Here is a 22,969-nt window from a genome sequence, read left to right as displayed (position 1 = left end):
CTGATGGGCGCCTATATCCTACGCCGCCTGCTGCTGGTGATCCCGACACTGGTCGGCATCATGGTGGTCAACTTCACCCTGACGCAATTCGTCCCCGGCGGCCCGATCGAGCAGATCATCGCCCAGATGGAAGGCGGCGGCGACGTGTTCGAGGGGATCTCGGGCGGCGGCGGCGAACTGGTGGCGGGCGCCAATAGCGACTACATCGGATCGCGCGGGCTGCCGCCGGGCTTCATCGCGGAGCTGGAGAAGGAATTCGGCTTCGACAAGCCCCCCTTGGAGCGGTTCCTCAACATGATGTGGAACTACGTCCGCTTCGATTTCGGGCAAAGCTATTTCCGGTCGATCAGCGTCTTCGATCTGGTGATGGAGAAGATGCCGGTCAGCATCACCCTCGGCCTCTGGACCACGCTGATCGCCTACGCCATCTCGATCCCGCTGGGCATCCGCAAGGCGGTGCGCGACGGGTCGAAGTTCGACACCTGGACCTCTGGCGCGATCATCGTGGGCTATGCCATCCCGGGATTCCTGTTCGCGATCCTGCTGATCGTGCTGTTTGCCGGTGGCAGCTACTGGCGCATCTTTCCGCTGCGGGGCCTGACCTCGACCAACTTCGACGACCTCAGCCTGCTGGGCAAGATCGGCGACTATTTCTGGCACATCGCCCTGCCGGTGCTGTCGATGACCATCGCCAGCTTTGCGACGCTGACGCTGCTGACCAAGAACAGCTTCCTCGACGAGATCAAGAAGCAATACGTGCTGACAGCCAAGGCCAAGGGGCTGGGGGAATCCACGATCCTCTACCGCCACGTCTTTCGCAACGCGATGCTGATCGTGATCTCGGGCTTTCCGGCGCTCTTCATCTCGGTCTTCTTCGGCGGCTCGCTGATCATCGAGACGCTGTTCAGCCTCGACGGTCTGGGGCGGCTGGGTTACGAGGCGGCGGTGGCGCGGGATTATCCGGTGGTCTTCGGCACGCTCTTCGCGTTTTCCCTGATGGGGCTGGTGGTCGGCATCCTGACCGACCTGACCTACATGTTCATCGATCCGCGCATCGACTTCGAGGCGAGGGGATAGGCCAGTGACCAACATCGACCCACATGAAGAGGCCCTGATGGGCGCCGCCACCGCCCGCGCGCCCTATCTCTCGCCCCTGAACCAGCGCCGCTGGCGCAACTTCAAGCGCAACCGTCGGGCGGTCTGGTCGCTGTGGATCTTCGGCGTGCTGTTCGTCTTGTCGCTGTTCGCCGAGTTCATTGCCAACGACCGGCCCCTGCTGGTGGATTACCGCGGTGAATTGCGGATGCCGATCTTCAGCTTCTATTCAGAGGCCGACTACGGCGGCGATTTCCAGACCGAGGCGGGTTACACCGACATCGAGGTGCAGTGCCTGATCCGCACCGGCGGTCTGGCCGACAAGTGCTTCGACGACCCGGAGGGGACGATTCAGGCCGCCGACGCGGGCACCATCGACGACCCGAACTTCAGCAAGGGCTGGACGGTCTGGCCGCTGATTCCCTACAGCTACAATACCATCGTGGACGTGCCCGGCGTGGCGCCCTCGGCGCCAGACGGCAACAACTGGCTGGGCACCGACGACACCAAGCGCGACGTCGTCGCCCGCGTGATCTACGGTTTCCGCCTGTCCATCGTCTTCACCCTGATCGTGACCGTCGCCAGCAGCCTGATCGGTATCGTGGCGGGGGCGGTGCAGGGCTATTTCGGCGGCTGGGTCGACCTGACCTTCCAGCGCGTGATCGAGGTCTGGTCGGGCATCCCGTCGCTTTATGTCATCATCATCATGTTCGCGATCCTCGGGCGAAGTTTCTGGCTGCTGGTCTTCCTGATCGTCCTCTTCGGCTGGACCGCGCTGGTGGGCCTCGTTCGGGCCGAATTCCTGCGCGCGCGCAACTTCGAATACGTCCGCGCGGCGCGGGCACTGGGCGTGCGCGACCGGACGATCATGTTCCGCCACATCCTGCCGAATGCCATGGTGGCGACAGTGACCATGCTGCCCTTCCTGATCACCGGCGGCATCTCCACCCTCGCCACGCTCGACTTCCTCGGCTTCGGCCTGCCGTCCTCGGCCCCCTCGCTGGGCGAGCTTACGCTGCAGGCCAAGCAAAACCTGCAGGCGCCGTGGCTCGGCTTCACCGCCTTCTTCACCTTCGCGATCATGCTGTCGCTGCTGGTGTTCATCTTCGAAGGGGTCCGCGACGCGTTCGATCCCAGAAAGACCTTCTCTTGACCGTCCTCCTCGATGTCCACGACCTGAACGTCTCCTTCCGGCAGGACGGCGACACCACCCACGCCGTGCGCGGGGTGTCGTTTCAGGTGCACAAGGGCGAAACCGTGGCGCTGGTGGGCGAGAGCGGGTCGGGCAAGTCCGTCACCGCCCTGTCTACGGTGCAGCTGCTGGGCGATTCGGCGCAGGTCTCGGGGTCGATCACCTATGCCGGCGCCCAGATGGTCGGCGCGGCGGAGCGCGAGTTGATGCGGGTGCGCGGCAACGACATCAGCTTCATCTTTCAGGAGCCGATGACCTCGTTGAATCCCCTGCACACGATCCAGCGGCAGCTTGGGGAATCCATTGAACTTCATCAGGGCCTGCGCGGCGACGCCGTCCGCACCCGCGTCCTCGAACTGCTGCGCCAGGTGGGCATCCGCGACCCGGAGGAGCGGCTGGAGGCCTATCCCCACCAGCTGTCCGGCGGGCAGCGGCAGCGGGTGATGATCGCCATGGCGCTGGCGAACGGACCCGACCTCTTGATCGCGGACGAGCCGACCACGGCGCTCGACGTCACGATACAGGCGCAGATCCTCGACCTGCTGGCGGACCTCAAGCAATCCTCCGGCCTGTCGATGCTGTTCATCACCCACGACCTGACCATCGTGCGCAAGATCGCCGACCGCGTCTGCGTGATGAAGGACGGGCTGATCGTCGAGACCGGGCCGACGGCCGAGATATTTGCCAACCCGCAGCATCCCTATACGCAGATGCTGCTGGCCGCCGAATCGGTCGGCAGCCCGGAGCCTGTGTCGCAGGATGCGTCGGTCATCGCTAAGACCGAGCACCTGAAGATCTGGTTCCCGATCAAGCGCGGCCTGCTGAAGCGCACTGTGGGCCACATCAAGGCGGTGAACGACGCGAGCCTCTCGGTCCGCGCCGGTGAAACCGTCGGCATCGTGGGCGAATCGGGATCGGGCAAGACAACGCTGGCGCTGGCGATCATGCGGCTGATCGGGTCCGAAGGGCGGATCATCTTTCAGGGGCAGGATATCGCGGGTTTCAACCAGCGCCAGATGCGGCCCCTGCGGTCCGACATGCAGATCGTCTTTCAGGACCCCTACGGCAGCCTGAGCCCCCGGATGACGGTGGAACAGATCATCGCCGAGGGCCTGACGATCCACAACATCGACCCCGGTCGCAAGAACCGGGACATGGTGGCAGAGATCATGCAGGAGGTCGGGCTGACCCCCGCCCTGATGGACCGTTACCCGCACGAATTCTCGGGCGGTCAGCGCCAGCGCATCGCCATCGCGCGGGCCATGATCCTGCGGCCAAAGCTGGTGGTGCTGGACGAGCCGACGTCGGCGCTCGACATGACCGTGCAGGTGCAGATCGTGGACCTTTTGCGCGACCTGCAGCAGCGGCACGGTCTGGCCTATGTCTTCATCAGCCACGACCTGAAGGTCGTGCGCGCGATGTCGCACAAGGTCATCGTGATGAAGCAGGGCGACGTGATGGAGGCAGGGACGGCGCAGGAGATCTTCGACGCGCCGCGGACCGACTACACCCGCGCCCTGATGGCCGCCGCCTTCGAGGGGCGGGCCGTCTGACCTAGCTGCGGCCCAGCAGCAGCAGGACCAGCGGCAGGGTGGCGGCGGCGGCCAAAGTCTGCGTCGTGATGATCCCCGCCATCAGCAGGCCGTCGCCGTTCATCTGCCGCGTCAGGACATAGGCCGTCGTCGCCGTCGGAATGGCCGAGAAGATGACCAGCACCTGTGCCTCGACCCCTGACAGGCCGAAGGCCAGTGCCACCCCCGCCGCCAGCAGCGGCATCAACAGCAGCCGCAGGACCGCGTTGCCGGTCATTGCCGCAAGGTCCAGCCGCATTGCCGCGGGGCGCAGGGCTGCACCGACGCACAGCAGGCCCAGCGGCAGGCTACCCTGCGCCAGCAGGGCGAGGAACCTGTCGATGCCGAACGGCAGGCCATGCCCCGCCAACGCCACCGCCAGCCCCGCGAGGCAGGCGAGGATCAACGGGTTGCGCAGCATGGTCCCCAGCAGGACTCGCGGCGTCCGGGCGCTGCCGCCTTCGGTCAGGGCGAGGATCGACAGGACGTTCACCACCGGCACCGCGACGGCAAGGAACACCGCCGCCCGCGCCAGACCCTCGGGTCCCGCAAGGCTGGCCGTGATGGCGAGGCCGAGGTAGGTGTTAAACCGCACGACGCCCTGCAGCGCGGGGCCGAAGCGGGCAGGGGGGACGGGCCAGCGCCACCGTGCGAGGTTCAGCACCAGCGCCGCGATGCAGACCGTCGCCGCCGCCGCACCGCCCAGCCGCAGCAGGGCGGGATCGCGCACCGGCGCGTCCTGCAGGCTGGATACCAGCAGGGCGGGGAACAGGACGAAGTAGTTCATCCGCTCTGCCGCGGGCCAGAAACCCGCATCGGGAAAACCGCGTCGCGCAAGAACGTAACCCACGCAGATCAGCGCAAAGATCGGCCAGATCGTCAGAAGCAGCATCGTACCCTATTCCCGCCCGCACCGGGCGCCGAAACGAAATCGACGCCACCGGTTGCCCGGCAGCGTCGGAATCGCAGATGGCAAACGATCGTCCAAATCGACCATCCGATTGTCGCGGGTGAGGATGTTAACCCTCTGACCCGATCATGAAACACGATTGATTCCGGGCCTGCAACCGGCGGCAGGCCAGATCGGCACCTTCCCGCGTGAGGCCCATGAAGTTCGCGTCGAAGCCGCGGGCGTTCTGCGTGACGCGGCGCACGGCCCCGTCCAGCGTGCTCATCTCGTTCAGGGCGACGCGCAGCAGCACCTTTTCCGCGTCGTAGCGCGAATTGTAGCGGCCGACGTTCACACCCCAGTGCCGCCCACCGGAGGTCGAGATGCGGGTGACGACTTCGGGCGCCTGCGGCTGGATGGAACCGGGGGCGGCAATGGCACCGGGCGCCACGGCGGCGACCTGCACGGCCTCTGCCAGAACCGAGTTGATCATGTCCGTATCGACCGCCAGATCGACCGCCGGTGCGGCCTGCATGGGCCGCGCCTCGGGGCGCAGGCTGCGGGTGACGCGGCCGCTGACGCGCACGGTCTTGCCCGCCCCGCCGTTCGTGGCGGGTCCGGTGTTCGACGCCATCAAGGCGGCGGCCGCGGCGGGGGCGGGCGCCGGTGCGGCGGCGGGCGGCTCCGGCCGGTTCAGGGTGGCGCTGGCGGGGGCCTTGGCAAAGCCCATGTCCATCAGTTCCTTGATCTTGCCGTTGCGCTGCGCGGTCGAGGTGCCGCCGAAGACGGTCGCGATGATCCGCTCCTGCCCGCGTTGGGCAGAGGCCACGAGGTTGAAGCCCGCGGCATTGGTGAAGCCGGTCTTGATCCCGTCGGCACCCGGATAGCTGTCGAGGAAGCGGCGGTTGGTGTGGCGCACCTCTGCGATCCCGGCATCGGCGGTGCGGCGCGAGAAGAGGTTATAATACTGCGGAAAATCATAGATGACGTGACGGCCCAGCACGCTCATGTCGCGGGCGGTGGACAGGTGGCCGTCCTGCGTCAGCCCGTTGGCGTTCTTGAAGGTCGTGTTGGTCATGCCCATCGCGGCGGCGGTGCGGTTCATCCGCGTGGCAAAGGCTTCTTCGGACCCGCCGATGGCCTCGCCGATGGCGGTGGCGGCATCGTTGGCCGATTTGACGGCGGCGGCGCGCAGCAGGTAGCGCAGCTTGATCTTCTGGCCGGCCTTCAGGCCCAGTTTCGACGGCGGCTCGCTGGCGGCGTTGCGGGTGACGGTGACGTCGGTGTCCAGCGTGATCTCGCCCCGCTGGATCGCCTGAAATGCGATGTAGAGGGTCATCATCTTGGTCAGCGAGGCCGGGTGCAGCCGGGTGTCGGCGTTCTGCGCGTAGATCACCTCTCCGGTGCGGGCATCCATGACGAAGGCGGCATAGGGCGCCGCAAAGGCCACCACCGGCGTCAGGGCAAGCAGAAGGAACAGGGTAACGGCGCGCAGGTGGCGCGTGTGGGGACGATTTTGCACGTCTCTTGCCTCTTTGTAGGTACTGCCTCGAAGCCCCGGATTTTCCCGGTGACCGCCTTGTTGGAATGACGCTAGCACAGTCGGGATCGCTTGGAAAACCCCTGATTTTCATGGACTTCGACTGTGGTCTTTGTGCAATGCGTCAAGATGTGGTGGGGGTTGGCCGGTGTATCGCAACGGGTGGTGTTTATCGGAACCGTCCGCGGCACAAGACGGCAATTCCCGGATGTCGAAAACGGTGCTATTCTCGCGCCATGACCCGCCGTCTGCATCACGCCGTCACGACCTGCGCCGCGATCCTGTTGATCGCGCTGACCAGTGTCGTCTTTGCCGCGCAGAAGGCGCCCGCCGCGCATCCCGCCACGACAGAGGCGTTTCTGGCCGCGGGCGGGTCACTCGACGATCTTTGCGGGGGCAGCGGGGCAGAGGGGCACGATCATTGTCCCTTCTGTCGCCTGTTGCCGGACACGGCGCCGGTGCAGCCCGCGCCGCGGATGTTCCGCCTTGCCGTGGACACGGACCTGTCCGCCCTGTCGGCCCTCGTTCGCACACCGTGGGGCGGCAGTTCCCGCGCCCGGCCAAGGGCGCCGCCGTTTCCGGTCTGATCCCGCGCGCCCGTCGGGCGCATGTCCAGACCCTCCCCGGGGCGGGCCGCGGCGCGTCCGCGCGCATCCGGGGCAAAACGGAGATTTCCATGAAAACCCTGCTGATTATGGCCGCGCTGACCGCCGCCACCACCACAGCCGCGTTGGCGCAGTCCGACGCCATGCCGATGACCCACGACGCCATGCCGATGGCGGAGGGTGCCGCCCCTACGACCGCGGAGGCGGTGACGCTGGGCGATCTGACCATCGCGGGCGCTTTCGCCCGCGCCACGCTGCCGAACGCCCCCGTGGCCGGCGGATTCCTGACTGTCACCAACGACGGCACCGCCGACGACACCCTCGTCTCTGCCAGCACTCCGATCGCCGGCACGGCGCAGGTGCACGAGATGGCGATGGACGGCGACGTCATGCGGATGCGCGAACTGCCCGACGGCCTGCCGATCCCCGCGGGCGAGACCGTGACGCTGGAACCGGGCGGCTATCACCTGATGTTCATGGACCTGACCGGCCCTCTGACAGAGGGCGAGACGGTCCCCGTCACGCTGACCTTTGCACAGGCCGGTACGGTCGAGGTGATGCTGCCCGTCGGGCCCGCCATCGCCAAGATGTCGCAATAGGGAGGGGGCCATGACCAGAGGAATGAAAGTCGCCGGCGCCGGGCTTTGGGCGCTGGTCGGACTGGCGCTGGTTGTCGTCGTCTGGATGCAACTGGCACGGGCCGACAGCGCCGACCCCCTCGATCTGACCGGAACGCTGGGGCAGGGGGACTATGCCCTGACCACGACGACCGGGGAACCCTTCACCGCCGAGACGCTGAAGGGCGCGCCCTCTGCCGTGTTCTTCGGCTTCACCCACTGCCCGGAAGTCTGTCCGACCACCCTTGGCGACGTGGCGACATGGCAGGATCATCTGGCCAAGGACGGGCTGGCGCTGCGCGTCTTCTTCGTCACGGTCGATCCCGAACGGGACACGGTGGACACCATGCGCGACTATGTCTCCGTCGTGCCGGGCGTGGTGGGGGTGTCCGGCCCGCGCGACCAGATCGACAAGGCCGAGGACGCCTTTCGCATCTACGCCCGCCGGGTGCCGCTCGACGATGGCGGCTACACGATGGACCACTCCGCCTCTGTCCTGCTGTTCGACGCGCAGGGCCGCTTCTTCGAACCGATCGGGTTCAAGGAAGACTATGACCGCGCGCTGGCCAAGATCCGGCGCATGTTCGCCGGCTGAAAGGCCCGGCACCGCGCGACGTTCCGCGACGCGGCCACGGGTCCGCGTCGCTTTCGGCCCATCGGGTTAGGGGGTTTTCATGACGTCCAAAGCGACTATATAGACACTTCCAACGGACATGTGTGCAGGATCAAAGTCTTGATGCGGACGCGATACGAGCTCATGGCGAGCGGCAATGACGAGGACGGTCAGAACGACAGCGGTGTCGTGCTGAAGACAAAGCCGAAGACGAAGCGCCCGCCGCTTTACAAGGTACTGATCCTGAACGACGACTTCACCCCGATGGAGTTCGTGGTGATGGTGCTGGAACGCTTCTTCAGCATGACCCACGCGCAGGCCTTCGACATCATGCTGACGGTCCACAAGAAGGGGATCGCCGTCGTCGGCGTCTACAGCCACGAGATCGCGGAAACCAAGGTGGCGCAGGTCATGGATTATGCCCAGCGGCACCAGCACCCCCTTCAATGCACGATGGAGAAGGAATAGCGCCGCCCGCGCTGTTCCCGCCCGATGGCCGCAACATCCCGCCTGCACACCGTCCTTGAAGACGGGCTTCTGTCCTTGCCCGACGGTCCCGTGACCGTGATGCGCCCGGCTGCCGACTACGACCTGTCGCCGCTGGCGGACCGACAGATCCGCATCGCGCAGGGTTTTGCCCCCGATGCACAGGCCTTTGCGCAGGCGGGGCATGACGTGACGCAGGACGCCGTGGCCGCGCCCACGATGATCGTCGTGGTGCCGCGGGCCAAGGCGCTGGCCCGGTCGATGATCGCGCAGGCCTGTGCGCTGGGTCAGCTTGTCGTGGTCGACGGGCAGCGCACCGACGGCATCGACAGCATTTACAAGGACTGCCGCGCCCGGCTGGGCGAATTCCCCTCGTTGCCAAAGGCCAAGGGGCGGCTGTTCTGGTTCCCGGCCACCGACGCGCTGGCAGACTGGGCCGCGCCGCCCCCCGCGCAGGGCGATCACGGATACCATACCACCGCCGGCGTCTTTTCCGACGGTGCGGTCGACAAGGGATCGGCCCTGCTTGCCGCGGCGCTGCCGGCGAAACTGCCGGCGCGCATGGCGGACCTTGGCGCGGGTTGGGGATACCTGTCGCGGGCGGTGCTGGCGCGCGACGGTGTCGCAACGCTTGACCTGATCGAGGCGGAGGCCCTGTCGCTGGCCTGCGCCCGCCTGAATGTCACCGACGACCGGGCGGCGTTTCACTGGGCCGATGCGCTGGCGTGGACGCCCCGGACCGCCTACGATGGCATCGTGATGAATCCGCCGTTCCACACCGGATCGAAAGGCACGCCGTCGCTGGGGCAGGGCTTCATCGCCGCCAGCGCACGGATGCTTGCCCCGCATGGCAAGCTCTGGATGGTGGCCAACCGGCACCTGCCCTACGAGGCGGCGCTGCGCCAGCATTTCCGCAACGTCGACGAGATGCCCGGCGACGGCGCCTACAAGCTGTTCCACGCGACCCGCCCGCTGAAAGCCTGAGAGAGGTCTGCCATGTCGTTTTCCATCAAGGGCCGCACGGCCATCGTGACCGGTGCCGCCAATGGTCTGGGTCTGGCCGTGGCGCGGCATTTCGTTCGGGCAGGGGCGAACGTCGTCCTCGCCGACATGGACGAGGCCGCGCTGGAGCGTGAGATGACCGAGATGACCGCCGATGCGGATCACGTGCGGATGTTCACCGGCGACCTGCGGCAGAAGCTGTCGATCGCCAACCTCGTGTCGACCACCGTCGATGCCTTCGACACGGTCGACATCCTCGTGAATGCGGCGCGGCAGGTGGCGGGGACGGCGCCCCTCGACCCCGAGGACACCTCGGTCGAGGACATGCTGATGCAGAACCTGTCGACGCCCCTGCGGCTGAGCCAGGCGATCGCGCGGCGCTTCATCAAACAGGCCGAGGCGGGCAGCGAGGGGTCGATCGGGTCGATCGTGAACCTGTCCTCGATCGCCGGCCGGCGGGCCAATCCGGAACTGCTGGGCTTTTCCGTAGCCAATGCGGCGCTGGATCAGATGACCCGGTCGATGGCGGTGGCGCTGGCGCCGCACCGGATCCGGATGAACGGCGTGCAGGTGGGGTCGGTGCTGTCGGCCAGCCTGATGGGCTGGCTGCGCGATCATGACAGCGCGCGGCAGTCGATCCTTGACGCCACGCCACTGGGTCGCATCGCCAATGCCGCGGAAATCTGCGATACGGTGCAATACCTTGCGTCGGACGCCGCGGGCTTCGTCACCGGGCAGATCGTCACCGTCGACGGCGGACGGACCCTGCTGGACCCGGCCGCCGTCGCGGTACACTGACGACCTTAAGCAGGATAGGGCGCGCGCCTATTCGGGATAAAGCGCGCGGCACTGGGCCGTGCCCGCCGCCGCCTGCCGTTCCAGCACCGCGCGTTTCGCCAGCAGCTGGTCCAGTGTCTCGCGCTCGACCCGCAGGTTGACGGGGACGGGCTTGGTCACCGTGCGGTATTCCGGCACATCGCAGAAATTCGGAGAGATATCGCCGTCGATCTGGCGCTCGTAGCAGACCCGCGCAGAGGAGGCGATCCGCTGCTCTGTCTCCAGCCCGTAACCGCGGTCGAGGTTGCCCTGGGTCTGGGCGATCAGCGAGGCATTGATCCGCAGCGCCTGGGTGACGTTCGACAGGCACTGTTCCTGCGGGGTCGCACAGGCGGCAAGAAGGGCCAGCGGGGCAAGGACGATAAGCGGTCGCATCATGGATCTCCGGTCGGGTGGGGCGGTGGCACGGACTTGGCTTTCCCCATGCGCCCCCTTTAAGATGATATGCAATAACAGCGGGGCAAGGGCCGGATGACCGAAACCATGGATTCTGAGAAGGCGCGGGCCAGCGCCTGGTTCGAAGGTCTGCGTGACACGATCGTCGCCGCCTTCGAGGGGCTGGAGGCCACGCAGAGCACCGGCCCGACCGCAGGGCTGCCCGCCGGCCGGTTCGAACGCACCGTGACGCGGCGCAGCAGCGACGACGGGTCAGAGGCCGGTGGCGGCGTCATGTCCGTCATGCGGGGCGGGCGCGTGTTCGAAAAGGTGGGCGTCAATACCTCGACCGTTCACGGCGTGCTGGGCGAGGCGGCGCAGCGCGCCATGGCCGCCCGCGGCGTGCCGGGCATGGACAGCGATCCGCGGTTCTGGGCCTCTGGCATTTCGCTTGTCGCGCACATGCAGAACCCCCATGCGCCGGCGGTTCACATGAATACCCGGATGTTCTGGACCCCCCACGCCTGGTGGTTCGGCGGCGGGTCCGACCTGAACCCCTGCATCGAATACGCCGAGGATACGGCGCATTTCCACGATCAGCAGCGGGCGCATCTCGACCCCCATGGTGCCGATCTCTATCCCCGGCTGAAGGCCTGGGCGGACGAATACTTCTACATCCCCCACCGGAACCGCGCGCGGGGCGTCGGCGGCATCTTCATGGACGACCACTGCACCGGCAACTGGGAGGCCGATTTCAGCCTGACGCAGGACATCGGTCGCGCCTTTCTGCCGGCCTATCAGCCGCTGGTCGAACGCCGCCGCGATACGGCGTGGACCGAGGCCGACAAGGACACCCAGCTGATCCACCGCGGGCTCTACGCGGAATACAACCTCGTCTACGACCGGGGGACGAAGTTCGGCCTGACCACCGGGCACGACGCCAATGCGGTGCTGATGAGCCTGCCGCCCCTGGCGAAGTGGGTGTGAAGCGGGGCAGGCGCGCGTCTTGAGGGGGCGGCAGCCTCCGGCGGGAGTATTTCGGAAAAAGCGAGGACGAGGGGGCGGGGGGCGCCGGGCGGCGGCGGGTTTCGGCGGGGCGCGCGGGGGCGTTACCGAACTGTTACGCAACTGTCATGGGCCGGTCACGCTGCGCGCCTAAAGCCTGCCGCATCCTTAACCTGCCAAAGGCTGATCCATGACCCTGCGCACAACGCTGCTTGCCGCCACCGCCATCGTGTCGGTCCCCGTTCTGGCCGCCGCCGAGATGAACTTCTCTGCCATTCCGGTGCCCACCACGGACGAGATGAAGCGGTCGATCCTGTCGAGCGAGACCGTCACCGTGGACGGCGCCGACACCACCATCGGCTATCACGTGCTGGCCCGGTCCGGCGACACCATCGGCGGCGGCACCTTTGCCCGGCTGGTCGATCAGGACGGCAACCCGATCGACGGCGACAGCGAATACGGATCGCCCGATGCGGATTTCACGTCCTTCCTGCCGATCGGCGACAAGATCTATTCGATCACCCATTTCGAATCGCGGCCCGCGGCGATGTATCTGTCGACCGTGGATCAGGATGCCGAAGGCAACCTGACCTATACCGACACCAAGCCGATCGACTTCGCCTCCGTCGGCGGGCTCTGGGTGCCCTGCGCCGGGTCGGTGACGCCGTGGAACACGCACCTGGGGTCAGAGGAATATCCCGCCGACGCCCGCGCCCATGCGGAGGCCACCTCGCTCGACCAGATCGACGACTACAACTATGCGATGGTCGCCTACTTCGGGGTCGATCCGGCGACCATGTCGCTGGATGACTACCGCCGCGTCTACAACCCCTATCAATACGGCTTCCCGGTCGAGGTGACGGTGACGGAAGGTGGCGAAGCCTCGGTCGCCAAGCACTATTCCATGGGCCGGATCGCCGTGGAACTGGCGAACGTCATGCCCGACGAAAAGACAGCCTACATCAGCGATGACGGCACCAACGTCGGCCTGTTCCGCTATGTCGCCGACACCGCGGGCGATCTGTCCGCCGGGCAGCTTTATGCCGCCAAGTGGACCCAGACCAGCGACGAAGGTGCCGGTGCCGCCGATATCACCTGGGTCGATCTGGGCCATGCGGACGATGCGACGATCCAGAAGGCCATCGACGACAAGACAGGCTTCATGGACATCTTCGCCGTGGGCGAGATGGCCGATGACGGCACCTGCGCCGAGGGCTTCATGCCCTCCGCCGCCGAAGGCCGGGCCGAGTGCCTGCAGGTCAAGGACGGGATGGAGGCGGTGGCCTCGCGTCTGGAGACCCGTCGCTATGCCTCCATGCTGGGCGCCACGGTGGAGTTCCGCAAGATGGAGGGCAACGTCTATAACCCCGACAACAACAGCCTTTATCTGGCGATTTCGGAGGTCGCCAAGGGCATGACCGACGGTGACGATCTGGACATGGGCAGCAGCAACGACGTGCGCGTGGCCAAGAACCCCTGCGGCGCGGTCTACGAACTGTCGCTGGATGACGATTTCGTCGCCACCGACATGAAGGCGGTCGTGGAAGGCAAGCCCTCGGACTATGCCGAAGGCAGCGAATACGCCGGGAACGAGTGCGACGTCGACGGGATCGCGAACCCCGACAACGTGACCTACATCCCCGGCCAGAAGCTGCTGGTGATCGGCGAGGATACCGGCGGCGGCCACCAGAACGACGTGGTCTGGACGATGAACACCGACACCGGCGACCTGACGCGGATCATGTCCTCGCCCTACGGGTCAGAGATGACCTCTGTCGACTGGTATGCGGACCTGAACGGTCATGCCTATCTGACCGCCGTGATCCAGCACCCCTACGGCGAAAGCGACGAGGACAAGGCGGCGGACGAGGCCGACACCCGCGCCTACGTCGGCTACATGGGGCCGTTTCCGGTCGCGATGAAGTAACGGACCGGCCTGCTGGCCTGTCTGGCGCCACGTCCCCCCAGGGGGCGTGGCGTCTTGCGTCTTGGCGGCGGTCCGCCGCAGCCGCTGTCGCCGTGGCGCGCGTGGTTGAGGGGCGGTGGCCCCGCAGTTAAGGTCCGGTCAGCCGACCATTGCAGGAGTCCCGCATGACACGTCCGATCCCGTTGTGGCGCCGCTGCCTCGTCCTTGGCCTGATCGTCGGGCTGTCGGGCTGCGGCATCGGCGCGCGGAGTGTCGGCAAGATCCGGTCGATGGCCTTTGCCCCCAGCGCCGTCAATTGCATGGAACGGGCCATGTTCTTCGAATCCAACCGCTCCAGCCGGGACGGTCTGGTGGCTGTCGGCAGCGTGGTGATGAACCGGGTGGCCTCGGACCAGTATCCCGACACGGTCTGCGGCGTGGTGTCCCAGAAGGGGCAGTTCGCGCCGGGCATCATGACCAAGCCCATGAAGGCCAGCGGCCTGCCGCAGGTGCAGGAAGCCGCCCGCGCCGTGCTGGCGGGCGAGCGGCATCCCCTGATCGGCAACGCCATGTTCTTTCATCAGGAGCGGGCGCGGTTTTCCTACGACAACATGCACTATACTGTCACCGCCGGCGGCAACGCCTTTTATGAAAAGCGCAAGGCCGCGCTGGTGACGCAAAGCACGCCGCCCCGCGCGATCGAGGGGCTGACGGGCGGCTAACCGGGGGGCTGACCGGGGAGGGCGACCCGTCAGCCGCCGGGGCGCAGCACGCGGGCGAGGGCCGTGCCCATCCCGCCGCTCGCCGCAAGACCTGCTGCGGTGCCGGCACGGTCAGCGTCGGATTTATGCTGGTTCACCTTCCATGCGCCTTCCAGCCGGGTGACAGACATCCGCAGGCCGACGATGCCGCGCTGCAGGCTCGCAATGTAGTCGGATGGCGCGTCGGTCACGGCCCATGGCGCGGGGCGGTCCGCCTCCATCGCGTCGGTCATCCGGGTGACATGGGCGTGCAGCCAGTCCCCGTCGTGCACCGCCTCGGTCTTGCCGTGGGCATGGACGGTGATGTAGGTCCAGGTCGGCACGACCTTTCCGGTCTCGGCCTTGGATGGATAGAACGACGGCGAGACATAGGCTTGCGGCCCCTGAAAGATCGCGACGGATGCGCCGGAAGTGCGCCACTGCGGGTTGCCGCGTGCGACGTGGGTTTCCAGCACCATGGTGTCGTCCGGGCCGGTCAGCAGCATCGGCACATGGGTCACGGCGGGGCCGTCGTCGGTCTGCGTGACCAGCACGCCGAACATGATCTGACGCGCCGCGTCGCGCAGCACTTCCACCCGCGCCTCTCGAAAGGCGGGCGGGGCGTACATCAGGCGCCGCGCACCGTGTCGATCATCAACTGCACGTTGGCGGGGTCCGCGTCGGGCGTGATGCCGTGGCCGAGGTTGAAGATATGCGGCCCGCCCCGAAAGGCATCGACCACGGCCCGCGTTTCGCGCACCAGATCGTCGCCGCCCGTCACCATGTGACGCGAGGCGAGGTTGCCCTGCACGCAGCCGCCGGTCTGCACATGCGCCGCCGCCCAGCCAGGCGTCACGCCGTCGTCGAGCGCGATGCAGTCGGCGCCGATGGCGGCGTGCAGGCCCTCGTATTTGTCGCCCGCGCCGCGGGGGAAGGCGATGACAGGAATGCCCGGATGCCGGTCCTTCAGCGCCGCCGTGATCCGGCGGGCGGGCTCCACCGCGTATTTCGCGAAATCATCGCCCTGCAGCGATCCGGCCCAGCTGTCGAAGATCTTCACGACCTCGGCCCCCGCCTCGATCTGGCGGGACAGGTAATGGATCGTGCCTTCGGTGATCCGGTCCAGCAGCGCCTCGAACACCGGACGGTTCTCGTCCTTCAGCCTGTGCGCAGGCCCCTGATCCGGTGTGCCGCGGCCGGCGATCATGTAGGTGGCGACGGTCCACGGCGCGCCAGCGAAGCCGATCAGCGCCGTCTCGGCCGGCAGTTCGCGGGACAGGATCTTGACCGTTTCGTAGACCGGCGACAGGGTGGCGTCGATGTCCTCCACCGGGCCCAGCCGGTCCAGTCCCGCCTGATCGGTGATCGTGGACAGGCGCGGGCCTTCGCCGGTGACGAACCACAAATCGGCCCCCAGCGCCTGCGGCAGCAGCAGGATGTCGGCAAAGAGGATGGCCGCGTCAAAGCCGTAGCGGCGGATCGGCTGCAGCGTGACCTCTGCCGCGAGTTCGGGGTTGTAGCACAGCGACAGGAAGTCGCCCGCCTGCGCCCGCGTCGCCTTGTATTCCGGCAGGTAGCGCCCGGCCTGACGCATCATCCAGATCGGCGGTGTCGGCAGGGTCTCTCCGGCCAGGGCGCGGAGGATCGTCTTGGTCTGGGGCATCGGGCGTCCTTTGTGATTGCGATTTCGTCGCAACGCGACGGGCTGTTGTCAACCCGGATTGACATGGCTACGACTGACGCCATGACGCTGACATTGCCCACACCCGACGCCGCCTTCAAGATCGGCACCCGCGGTTCGCCCCTGGCCATGGCGCAGGCGAACGAGACGCGCGCCAAGCTTGCAACCGCCTTCGACCTGCCGTTCGAGGCCTTCACCATCGTCGTCATCAAGGTGACCGGCGACCGGATCATCGACCGCCCGCTGAAGGAGATCGGCGGCAAGGGCCTCTTCACCCGAGAGATCGAGGAGGCGCTGCTGGCCGGAGAGATCGACATCGCCGTCCATTCGATGAAGGACATGCCGACGCTGCAGCCGGACGGGCTGCTGCTGGGCACCTACCTCGAACGCGAGGACGTGCGCGACGCCTTCGTCTCGCGCCACGCCCGCGCGATCGCGGAACTGCCGCAGGGGGCGACGGTCGGATCGTCGTCGTTGCGCCGCCGGGCGCAGCTGCGCGCCCGCAGGCCCGACCTCAACGTGGTGGAATTCCGCGGCAACGTGCAGACCCGCCTGCAAAAGCTCGACGATGGCGTGGCGCTGGCGACGTTCCTCGCGCAGGCCGGGCTGAACCGTCTGGGGATGGCCGACGTGCCGCACCACCCGATCGGCACCGACGACATGCTGCCCGCCATCGCACAGGGGGCCATCGGGATCGAACGGCGCGCCGACGATCACCGCGCGGCGCAGATGCTGGAGGCGATCCACCACATCCCCACCGGCCACCGCCTCGCCGCAGAGCGTGCCTTGCTGCTGGCCCTCGATGGATCGTGCGAGACGCCGATCGCGGGCCTGGCCGACCTTGACGGCGGCACCCTGCGCCTGCGCGGCGAGATCCTGCGCGAGGACGGCAGCCGGGTGCTGTCGGACGACATGACCGGGTCGATCGACGACGGTCCCCGGATGGGGCGAGAGATGGCGGCCAAGCTGCTCGACCGGGCCGGGCCGCACTTCTTCGACTAGGCGTCGAGCGGGGCGTTCCGGTCGAGCCAGAGGATCGCCAGCATCGCGAGGGTCATCACGACCGACCCGATGACCGCGGCCAGCCCGTAGCCGCCGAGTGCCGCGCCCAGGGCGAACGCCAGTGCCCCCAATCCCTGCGCCGCGATCTGCTGCAGCGCCAGCAAGGACGCCCCGGCCCCCGCGCGGCTGCCCAGTAGGTCCTGCAGGTAGCCGATCGCCAGCGCATAGAGCATGGCGCCCCCGATCCCGTAGGGCAGGCACAGTAGCCAAAGCGCGGGACCGCCCGCCAGCACCGGCAGCAGCGCCATGCCGGCGGCATAGATGAAGACCCCGACCGCGATGATGTGCAGCCGGCGGAAATGCCGCCGCAGGGCGCCGATGGACAGCGTCACCGCGATCTCCAGCGCGACGAAGATCGCGAAGAAGGCACCGACGTCCCCCGCGCCGCGCCCCGGCACCGCGTTCAGCAGCAGTCCCACGATGACGCCGGACAGCGCCGATCCGCTGTGGATCGCGCCGACAAGCCCGACGCGCAGCAGGACGGGGCCGTGCGTCAGTTCCGACAGGGCGGCACGAAAGCCGAGGCCGGATTTCACCTCTGTCCAGGGCGCCTGCGCGTCGTGCGGCCAGCGGGTCAGGATCAGCGCCATCAGGACGGCACCGGTGATCGCGGTCCAGCCGTAGACCGCGATCAGCGGCGCGCCTGCGTCAAACAGCAGCCCCCAGATCGCCAGCAGCACGACGAAGGGCAGGGCAAAGGTCGCCCGGATGATCGCCATGATCCCGTCGCGGTCCGCGCGGGGCAGGGGCGCCGTCACCAGCCGCGCGACGGCAAAGAGCTGCCCGAACAGCGTCCCCGTCACCGGCAGCAGCAGCACATGCGCCAGCACGAAGGCCGGGGCGGACCGCCCCGCCAGCACCAGCAGCGCGCCCGCCGCCATGGCACCCGCGGCGCAAAGCGCCAGCGCCCGACGGCTGGGCCGTTGGTCGGTCAGGATGCCGACCCCGATTGAGGCGGTGACCGACACCAGCAACGAGGCCACCAGCACCAGCGCATAGCCGTTGTCGGACAGGCCGAAGACCGTCACCGCGATCAGCGACTGGTAGGTCCCGACAGAGGCCGCGAAGCCGCCCTGCAGCAGCATGGCAAGCATCATCAGCCGCAGAGTCGGGTCACGCCCGATCAGACGAAAGGCGTGGATCATCGCGGGATGGTCTTGCCGGGGTTGAGGATGCCCTTGGGGTCCAGCGCCGCCTTGATCGCCCGCATCGCGTCCAGCGCCACCGGGTCCTTGCGCCGCGCCATGCTGCCCAGCTTGGACAGGCCGACGCCATGCTCTGCGCTGAAGGATCCGCGCAGGTCCTGCACCACGTCCTCGACCATCTCGCGGATCGCGGCCTTCAGGTCCGCGTCGTCGCGGCTGGGATAGGCTGTGTAATGCACGTTGCCGTCGCCCAGATGCGCGACCGACAGGTCCGATGCGGCGGGGTCGAGCACCAGAAGACGCCGCCGCGCCTCTGCCAGAAAGGTCGCGACGTCGGGCAGGGCCACGGCGATATCCGTATCGACGAAGGGGCGGCGGGCAAAGGTGATCTCCGCCGCCGCCTCGCGCCGCGCCCACATCTCGCGCCGATGGCCTTCGGACCGGGCGGTGACGGCGTCGAGGATCAGTCCCTCCTCCATCATCTGCACCAGCGTGTCTTCCAGCAGGGTCACGATGGGCACGGTGCCGTCGTCGAGCGGGGTCGCGTCACGGGGGGCGGTGGCGCCGACCTCGATCAGGATGTTGACGTCATGGGCCTCGGCGAAGGGCGGCTTCGCCCCGGCGACCAACGCCAGATGCCCCGCGATAAAGGCGGCGGGCATGAATTCGAACGCCTCCACCGCGCCGCCCGTCGCCGCCTGCACCCGGTGCAGCAGGGTCAGGGCGGCATCGAGGGACGCGGCGGCGACCATTGCCGTCGCGTAGGCGCGGGGCTTCGGAAAGAGCTTTACCGTGGCGGCGGTGATGATGCCCAGCTGCCCCTCTGCCCCGATCAGAAGGTGCTTGAGGTTCAGACCGCTGTTGTCCTTGTGCAGCCGGCCCATCAGGTCCATCACCCGCCCGTCCGCCATCACGGCGGTCAGCCCCAGCACCAGATCGCGCGTATTGCCGTAGCGCAGGACGTTCGACCCGCCCGCGTTGGTGGACAGCACGCCGCCGATCATCGCGGACCCGCGCGCGCCGAAGGTCAGGGGAAAGATCAGGTCGTGATCCGCAGCGGCGTCGTGCAGGCGGGACAGGATCACGCCCGCCTCCACCTCTGCCGTGCGGGCGGCGGTGTCGATCCCGCGGATCGCGGTCATCCGGTCAAGCGACAGCACCAGCGCACCCTGCGCCGCCGCGCCGCCGTTCAGCCCGGTGTTGCCCGAGACGGGGACGACGGGCTGCCCGCTGGCGTGACAGGCCGCCATCACGGCGCTGACCTCTGCCGTCGTTGCGGGCCGGGCGACGGCCAGCGGGGTGCTGGCATAGGCGCCGGTCCAGTCGCGGGCCCAGGGGGCCATGTCGGCCTCGGTTGTCAGCAGGCCCTGCGGCCCCAGCACGTCTTGCAATGTGGAAAGAATTGTCATGGCCCGGCCTGTCGTTGTCCCGCGGACCCTGACCGGGGCCGGGGCCGGTTGCAAGCGTCCCTCGCAGATTTTCGCAGGCAGCCCGGACTAAGGGCCCGGCGGTGCGTCCTCTGCGACGCAGCGCGTCACCAGCGCTGGCAGGTCTGCGAAATGTCCGAACGCGGCCCGGTGGCGCAGGGTGGCGATGTCGCCCTTGCGGTAGCCTTCGGTGTGCAGCAGGAACGGCACCTGCGCCCGCTCTGCCGATTCCGCATCGACGTCGCTGTCCCCGACATAAAGCCGCGGGCCATCTGGCAGGGCCGCGAAGGCGGCGTGCAGCGGCGCGGGGTCGGGCTTGCGCACGGTTAAGCTGTCGCCGCCCCAGACCGTGGCGAAGAAGGTAGCAAGCCCGAAGTGATCCAGCACCCGGCGGGTGGGCGCCAGCGGCTTGTTGGTGCACAGACCAAGACTATGCCCCGCCGCCCGCAGCGAGGTCAGCGCCTCGGTCGCGCCCGGATAGACCCGGCTGAGCGCCACCGCCCCGTCGTAGCGCGCCATGAAGGCTGACAGCAGCCTGTCCTGATCGGCCTCCGGCAGGCCCCGCGCCGCCCGCATCCGTTGCACGAAGACGGGCGTGCCGTCGCCGATGAAGTCCCGCGTTTCGGCTATGGTCAGGGGGGGCAGATTTTCGTCCGCCAGCACCGCGTTGGCGACGGCCCGGATATCGGGGGCGCTGTCGATCAGCGTGCCGTCGAGGTCGAAGACGATGCGTGCCATCAGCCCTGCACGGCGGCGCGGATCGCGCGCATGTTCTCGCCATAGACGTGGGCCGCGTCCACCGACCCGCCCCGGAACACCGCCGACCCCGCGACCAGCACATCGGCGCCCGCCGCCACGACCAGCGGGGCGGTCGTCGGATCGACGCCGCCGTCCACCTGGATATGCACCTCGCGGTCGCCGATCATGTCGCGAACGCGGGCGATCTTGGCCGTCATGTCAAGGAATTTCTGGCCGCCGAAGCCGGGGTTCACCGTCATCACCAGCACCATGTCGGCCACATCCAGCAGGTCGGTCACGGCCTCGGCCGGGGTGCCGGGGTTGAGGGCGACGCCTGCCTTCATCCCCACCGCCCGGATCGCCTGCAGGGTGCGGTGGATATGGGGCCCCGCCTCGACATGGGCGGTCAGCATGTCTGCGCCCGCCTCGGCATAGGCATCGATATAGGCATCGACGGGAGAGATCATCAGATGCACGTCCATGACCGTCGTCACGTGCTTGCGGAACGCCTTCACCGCGGGCGGGCCAAAGGTCAGGTTCGGCACGAAATGCCCGTCCATCACGTCGACATGGACCCAGTCTGCGCCCTGATCCTCGATCGCGCGGATCTCTCGCCCGAAATCGGCGAAGTCGGCGGACAGGATCGACGGCGCGATCTTGAGGCTGCGGTCGAAGGTCATCGGGCACTCTCCTTGCTGCGGCCCGCCGAAGGCGCGGTGCCGCCGGCGTCATAGCGCGGGCAGCACGGGGATTCCAACGTCTTCGTATCGAAGGGGCGCAGTCGGCCGGCGTCGCAGGCCGATCCGGCAGCCTCGGCGCCAAAGGCAGGCAGGCCGATGATCGGCGGACGGGGAAAGCGTCGGCGCAGCAAGAAGTCCGGCAAGTTCGCAGACGCGGCAGGCCGGCAATGCGACCCTTGACCCGCGGGGTGTTCAGTCCCTGACCGCCGCCGGGATCGATGCACGATCGAGGTGTCGGATGACGAAGCCGCTGGCCCGCGCCACGATGTCCGCGGGCGTGTCGAAGGCCGGCAGGATGCAGGCCATCTCGTCCTCTGTCGGCGGTTCCAGCGTGTCCAGCTGGCTTTGGACCAGCGACGGGGGCATGTAGTGATCCCGCCGTGCGGCGACGCGCGCCTTCAGCAGGTCGGCGTCCGCATGCAGATGTATGATCGGCATCGGTCTGCAGGTCAGGCGCAGCCGGTCGCGATAGACCCGGCGCAGGGCAGAGCAGGCCAGCACCGACAGGCCGGGTCGGGATTGCGCATCGGCGGCGATGGCGTCGAGCCATGGCCAACGGTTGTCGTCGGTCAGCGGAATGCCCTGCGCCATCAGTGCCTTGTTGTCGGCGGGATGAAAGTCGTCGGCCTCGATGAAGCGCGCGGACATGCGGTCCGCCAGACCCCGCGCGATGGTCGACTTGCCGACACCGCATGCTCCCATGACCAGTATCATGGGCACATCTTCCGTCATCCGGTCCCCTTCCGAGGCCTTCTGGCCCGCGTTTCGCTGCGGCGTCAGGACTGACGGCGCGTCCATCAGTGATAGCACCCTCTTTGGCGGTTTCAACAACCGCGCGGCGGTCGCGCGCGACCATCGGGGCAATCGCCCGCGTCCTGTCGCCCACCGCCCGGACACGAAAACGCCGCCCGAAGGGGTGGCGTTCCTGCCTTCACAGGTGCGACGCGGGCCGTATCGCTGTCAGTCCACCTTGGTATGCGGGTTGCCGTCGACGGCCAGACTGCTTGCGGGCGCGGTGCGGTCCTTCTTGCGATCCTCGGTCTGCTTCTTGTTGACCAGAGAGAAAATCAGCGCCCCGAGCAAGGTGAACATCGCGAGAAGCGGCAGCAGGAAATTGAAGTCCATTCCAGAGTTCCTTGTGTCTGAGTTCATGAAATCGTCGGCTTCGTTTCCGTTCCCCGCCACGTCTTGACCGGATCCGGGTCTTTCCGTCAGCGCTCCGGCAACGCGGCGACCTTGTCCTCGATCTCGGCGAACTGCCTGGTCAGGCCGTCAGAGATGTCGGCATCGCCGTCGACGGTCCAGTCGGTCATCGTGGAATCGTAGACGTCCAGCAGCTTCTGTTCGCCATCGCGCACCGCGGAAAGCGCGTTTTCATCCAGCCCGGTGATCCAGTCCCTGATCGTCACGACAGCCTGATTGACGGAGCCTTGAAAGGACTCGTCATCCTCGCCGGACTCGGCGAACCGCGACAGCCAGTTCGCCTGCGCGGCCGCATGCTCGCGGTGCATGCGCTGCAGATCCCGGACGGTCGGAAGGATCTCGGGTTCTGCCCGTTCGACCATCGTGTCGTAGCCCGACAGGATATCGTTGGTGGCGGTGTGGATGGTATGCAGCACGTGACGTGTATCTGTAGGCATCGGTCTACCCTCGATGAGATGTCAGTGGATTGCTGGCTAACGTAAGATGGCAGGCGAAGTTCC

Annotated in this window: 25 protein-coding genes; 13 read left to right on the top strand and 12 right to left on the bottom strand. The window is 67.5% G+C overall.

The features are described 5' to 3' along the window. Window positions 1-3 precede the first annotated feature (3 nt). The 3 genes from BUA54_RS05745 to BUA54_RS05735 are packed head-to-tail and all read left to right on the top strand — an operon-like array spanning window position 4 to window position 3,840. Window positions 4-1,077, top strand: coding sequence for a microcin C ABC transporter permease YejB (locus tag BUA54_RS05745; RefSeq protein ID WP_072856287.1), 1,074 nt, complete (start codon window positions 4-6; stop codon window positions 1,075-1,077). 37 nt (window positions 1,078-1,114) lie between these two features. After that, window positions 1,115-2,248, top strand: a complete 1,134-nt coding sequence (locus tag BUA54_RS05740) for an ABC transporter permease (protein WP_072856651.1) — start codon at window positions 1,115-1,117, stop codon at window positions 2,246-2,248. Further along, a complete protein-coding gene (locus BUA54_RS05735; protein WP_072856286.1) occupies window positions 2,245-3,840 on the top strand; it encodes an ABC transporter ATP-binding protein in 1,596 nt (531 codons plus the stop codon). Before BUA54_RS05740 ends, BUA54_RS05735 begins: the two co-directional genes overlap by 4 nt. A 1-nt stretch (window position 3,841) precedes the next feature. Here the strand turns inward: BUA54_RS05735 and BUA54_RS05730 are convergent, their stop codons facing one another. Together BUA54_RS05730 and BUA54_RS05725 are read right to left on the bottom strand one after the other, a co-directional pair. Beyond that, window positions 3,842-4,750, bottom strand: coding sequence for an AEC family transporter (locus BUA54_RS05730; protein WP_072856285.1), 909 nt, complete (start codon window positions 4,748-4,750; stop codon window positions 3,842-3,844). A gap of 127 nt (window positions 4,751-4,877) precedes the next feature. Then, the gene (locus tag BUA54_RS05725) at window positions 4,878-6,164 is read right to left on the bottom strand and encodes a D-alanyl-D-alanine carboxypeptidase family protein (protein ID WP_084114220.1); all 1,287 of its coding nucleotides are present in this window, start codon (window positions 6,162-6,164) and stop codon (window positions 4,878-4,880) included. Between the two features lie 359 nt (window positions 6,165-6,523). On the opposite strand from BUA54_RS05725, the gene BUA54_RS05720 reads away from it, so the two are divergent. The 6 genes from BUA54_RS05720 (at window position 6,524) to BUA54_RS05695 (ending at window position 10,408) form a co-directional block, all read left to right on the top strand. Further along, window positions 6,524-6,874, top strand: coding sequence for a hypothetical protein (locus BUA54_RS05720; protein WP_072856283.1), 351 nt, complete (start codon window positions 6,524-6,526; stop codon window positions 6,872-6,874). Between the two features lie 89 nt (window positions 6,875-6,963). Continuing rightward, window positions 6,964-7,491 (top strand): copper chaperone PCu(A)C, encoded by a 528-nt coding sequence (locus BUA54_RS05715; RefSeq protein ID WP_072856282.1) that lies wholly within the window; start codon window positions 6,964-6,966, stop codon window positions 7,489-7,491. A gap of 10 nt (window positions 7,492-7,501) precedes the next feature. Further along, window positions 7,502-8,104 (top strand): SCO family protein, encoded by a 603-nt coding sequence (locus tag BUA54_RS05710; RefSeq protein ID WP_072856281.1) that lies wholly within the window; start codon window positions 7,502-7,504, stop codon window positions 8,102-8,104. 141 nt (window positions 8,105-8,245) lie between these two features. Then, window positions 8,246-8,590 carry an ATP-dependent Clp protease adapter ClpS gene (clpS, locus tag BUA54_RS05705; RefSeq protein WP_072856280.1) on the top strand — a complete coding sequence of 115 codons (345 nt, stop codon included), beginning with the start codon at window positions 8,246-8,248 and terminating at the stop codon, window positions 8,588-8,590. Between the two features lie 24 nt (window positions 8,591-8,614). Next, a complete protein-coding gene (locus BUA54_RS05700; protein WP_072856279.1) occupies window positions 8,615-9,592 on the top strand; it encodes a class I SAM-dependent methyltransferase in 978 nt (325 codons plus the stop codon). A 12-nt stretch (window positions 9,593-9,604) separates the two neighbouring features. Then, window positions 9,605-10,408: an SDR family NAD(P)-dependent oxidoreductase gene (locus BUA54_RS05695; protein ID WP_072856278.1), complete on the top strand. Its 804-nt coding sequence runs from the start codon at window positions 9,605-9,607 to the stop codon at window positions 10,406-10,408. A gap of 27 nt (window positions 10,409-10,435) precedes the next feature. Here BUA54_RS05695 and BUA54_RS05690 read toward each other — a convergent pair whose 3' ends face one another. Next, window positions 10,436-10,825, bottom strand: coding sequence for a hypothetical protein (locus BUA54_RS05690; RefSeq protein ID WP_072856277.1), 390 nt, complete (start codon window positions 10,823-10,825; stop codon window positions 10,436-10,438). Window positions 10,826-10,918: 93 nt separating this feature from the next. Between BUA54_RS05690 and hemF the strand changes: the two genes are divergently transcribed. From hemF to BUA54_RS05675, 3 genes are all read left to right on the top strand, one after another. Then, on the top strand, window positions 10,919-11,809 hold the full coding sequence (gene hemF / locus BUA54_RS05685) for an oxygen-dependent coproporphyrinogen oxidase (RefSeq protein ID WP_072856276.1): 891 nt from the start codon (window positions 10,919-10,921) through the stop codon (window positions 11,807-11,809). 208 nt (window positions 11,810-12,017) lie between these two features. Continuing rightward, window positions 12,018-13,754, top strand: a complete 1,737-nt coding sequence (locus BUA54_RS05680; protein ID WP_072856275.1) for a PhoX family protein — start codon at window positions 12,018-12,020, stop codon at window positions 13,752-13,754. Window positions 13,755-13,918: 164 nt separating this feature from the next. Then, entirely contained in the window at window positions 13,919-14,455 is a 537-nt protein-coding gene (locus BUA54_RS05675) for a cell wall hydrolase (RefSeq protein WP_072856274.1), read from the top strand. Between the two features lie 29 nt (window positions 14,456-14,484). Here BUA54_RS05675 and BUA54_RS05670 read toward each other — a convergent pair whose 3' ends face one another. Next, the gene (locus tag BUA54_RS05670; RefSeq protein WP_072856273.1) at window positions 14,485-15,102 is read right to left on the bottom strand and encodes an FMN-binding negative transcriptional regulator; all 618 of its coding nucleotides are present in this window, start codon (window positions 15,100-15,102) and stop codon (window positions 14,485-14,487) included. Beyond that, window positions 15,102-16,136, bottom strand: coding sequence for a uroporphyrinogen decarboxylase (gene hemE, locus BUA54_RS05665; RefSeq protein WP_072856272.1), 1,035 nt, complete (start codon window positions 16,134-16,136; stop codon window positions 15,102-15,104). The genes BUA54_RS05670 and hemE overlap by 1 nt, the downstream gene beginning before the upstream one ends. A gap of 81 nt (window positions 16,137-16,217) precedes the next feature. Here hemE and hemC point away from each other — a divergent pair, with 81 nt between their 5' ends. Next, window positions 16,218-17,156 carry a hydroxymethylbilane synthase gene (hemC, locus tag BUA54_RS05660; RefSeq protein WP_072856271.1) on the top strand — a complete coding sequence of 313 codons (939 nt, stop codon included), beginning with the start codon at window positions 16,218-16,220 and terminating at the stop codon, window positions 17,154-17,156. Here hemC and BUA54_RS05655 read toward each other — a convergent pair. The 7 genes from BUA54_RS05655 to BUA54_RS05625 all read right to left on the bottom strand — a co-directional run bounded on the left by BUA54_RS05655 (window position 17,153) and on the right by BUA54_RS05625 (window position 22,906). Next, window positions 17,153-18,361, bottom strand: coding sequence for an MFS transporter (locus tag BUA54_RS05655; RefSeq protein ID WP_072856270.1), 1,209 nt, complete (start codon window positions 18,359-18,361; stop codon window positions 17,153-17,155). The genes hemC and BUA54_RS05655 overlap by 4 nt on opposite strands. Next, window positions 18,358-19,770, bottom strand: coding sequence for an FAD-binding oxidoreductase (locus tag BUA54_RS05650; RefSeq protein ID WP_072856269.1), 1,413 nt, complete (start codon window positions 19,768-19,770; stop codon window positions 18,358-18,360). The genes BUA54_RS05655 and BUA54_RS05650 overlap by 4 nt, the downstream gene beginning before the upstream one ends. 87 nt (window positions 19,771-19,857) lie before the next feature. Next, complete coding sequence (gph, locus tag BUA54_RS05645) at window positions 19,858-20,526, bottom strand: phosphoglycolate phosphatase (RefSeq protein WP_072856268.1); 669 nt, start codon at window positions 20,524-20,526, stop codon at window positions 19,858-19,860. Continuing rightward, on the bottom strand, window positions 20,526-21,206 hold the full coding sequence (rpe, locus tag BUA54_RS05640) for a ribulose-phosphate 3-epimerase (RefSeq protein ID WP_072856267.1): 681 nt from the start codon (window positions 21,204-21,206) through the stop codon (window positions 20,526-20,528). The genes gph and rpe overlap by 1 nt, the downstream gene beginning before the upstream one ends. A 252-nt stretch (window positions 21,207-21,458) precedes the next feature. Next, on the bottom strand, window positions 21,459-21,980 hold the full coding sequence (locus tag BUA54_RS05630) for a gluconokinase (protein ID WP_072856650.1): 522 nt from the start codon (window positions 21,978-21,980) through the stop codon (window positions 21,459-21,461). 246 nt (window positions 21,981-22,226) lie between these two features. Further along, entirely contained in the window at window positions 22,227-22,391 is a 165-nt protein-coding gene (locus BUA54_RS21175) for a hypothetical protein (RefSeq protein ID WP_178352711.1), read from the bottom strand. A gap of 86 nt (window positions 22,392-22,477) precedes the next feature. Then, complete coding sequence (locus tag BUA54_RS05625) at window positions 22,478-22,906, bottom strand: DUF2383 domain-containing protein (protein WP_084114148.1); 429 nt, start codon at window positions 22,904-22,906, stop codon at window positions 22,478-22,480. Window positions 22,907-22,969 lie beyond the last annotated feature (63 nt).

Origin of the sequence: Loktanella atrilutea, from assembly GCF_900128995.1 — a bacterium.
Lineage (GTDB): Bacteria > Pseudomonadota > Alphaproteobacteria > Rhodobacterales > Rhodobacteraceae > Loktanella > Loktanella atrilutea.
Note: the sequence above shows the minus strand (reverse complement) of the source record. Positions and strands in the feature narration are given on the sequence as shown.

Coding starts and splice junctions, on each gene's coding strand:
- BUA54_RS05745 (WP_072856287.1), top strand. CDS start 4: ATGGGCGCCTATATCCTACGCCGCCTGCTGCTGGTGATCCCGACACTG.
- hemC (WP_072856271.1), top strand. CDS start 16,218: ATGACGCTGACATTGCCCACACCCGACGCCGCCTTCAAGATCGGCACC.
- clpS (WP_072856280.1), top strand. CDS start 8,246: ATGCGGACGCGATACGAGCTCATGGCGAGCGGCAATGACGAGGACGGT.
- BUA54_RS05630 (WP_072856650.1), bottom strand. CDS start 21,980: ATGATACTGGTCATGGGAGCATGCGGTGTCGGCAAGTCGACCATCGCG.
- BUA54_RS05655 (WP_072856270.1), bottom strand. CDS start 18,361: ATGATCCACGCCTTTCGTCTGATCGGGCGTGACCCGACTCTGCGGCTG.
- BUA54_RS05680 (WP_072856275.1), top strand. CDS start 12,018: ATGACCCTGCGCACAACGCTGCTTGCCGCCACCGCCATCGTGTCGGTC.
- rpe (WP_072856267.1), bottom strand. CDS start 21,206: ATGACCTTCGACCGCAGCCTCAAGATCGCGCCGTCGATCCTGTCCGCC.
- gph (WP_072856268.1), bottom strand. CDS start 20,526: ATGGCACGCATCGTCTTCGACCTCGACGGCACGCTGATCGACAGCGCC.
- BUA54_RS05740 (WP_072856651.1), top strand. CDS start 1,115: ATGGGCGCCGCCACCGCCCGCGCGCCCTATCTCTCGCCCCTGAACCAG.
- hemE (WP_072856272.1), bottom strand. CDS start 16,136: ATGCCCCAGACCAAGACGATCCTCCGCGCCCTGGCCGGAGAGACCCTG.
- hemF (WP_072856276.1), top strand. CDS start 10,919: ATGACCGAAACCATGGATTCTGAGAAGGCGCGGGCCAGCGCCTGGTTC.
- BUA54_RS05695 (WP_072856278.1), top strand. CDS start 9,605: ATGTCGTTTTCCATCAAGGGCCGCACGGCCATCGTGACCGGTGCCGCC.
- BUA54_RS05675 (WP_072856274.1), top strand. CDS start 13,919: ATGACACGTCCGATCCCGTTGTGGCGCCGCTGCCTCGTCCTTGGCCTG.
- BUA54_RS05720 (WP_072856283.1), top strand. CDS start 6,524: ATGACCCGCCGTCTGCATCACGCCGTCACGACCTGCGCCGCGATCCTG.
- BUA54_RS05625 (WP_084114148.1), bottom strand. CDS start 22,906: ATGCCTACAGATACACGTCACGTGCTGCATACCATCCACACCGCCACC.
- BUA54_RS05715 (WP_072856282.1), top strand. CDS start 6,964: ATGAAAACCCTGCTGATTATGGCCGCGCTGACCGCCGCCACCACCACA.
- BUA54_RS21175 (WP_178352711.1), bottom strand. CDS start 22,391: ATGGACTTCAATTTCCTGCTGCCGCTTCTCGCGATGTTCACCTTGCTC.
- BUA54_RS05700 (WP_072856279.1), top strand. CDS start 8,615: ATGGCCGCAACATCCCGCCTGCACACCGTCCTTGAAGACGGGCTTCTG.
- BUA54_RS05730 (WP_072856285.1), bottom strand. CDS start 4,750: ATGCTGCTTCTGACGATCTGGCCGATCTTTGCGCTGATCTGCGTGGGT.
- BUA54_RS05650 (WP_072856269.1), bottom strand. CDS start 19,770: ATGACAATTCTTTCCACATTGCAAGACGTGCTGGGGCCGCAGGGCCTG.
- BUA54_RS05710 (WP_072856281.1), top strand. CDS start 7,502: ATGACCAGAGGAATGAAAGTCGCCGGCGCCGGGCTTTGGGCGCTGGTC.
- BUA54_RS05690 (WP_072856277.1), bottom strand. CDS start 10,825: ATGATGCGACCGCTTATCGTCCTTGCCCCGCTGGCCCTTCTTGCCGCC.
- BUA54_RS05670 (WP_072856273.1), bottom strand. CDS start 15,102: ATGTACGCCCCGCCCGCCTTTCGAGAGGCGCGGGTGGAAGTGCTGCGC.
- BUA54_RS05725 (WP_084114220.1), bottom strand. CDS start 6,164: ATGGATGCCCGCACCGGAGAGGTGATCTACGCGCAGAACGCCGACACC.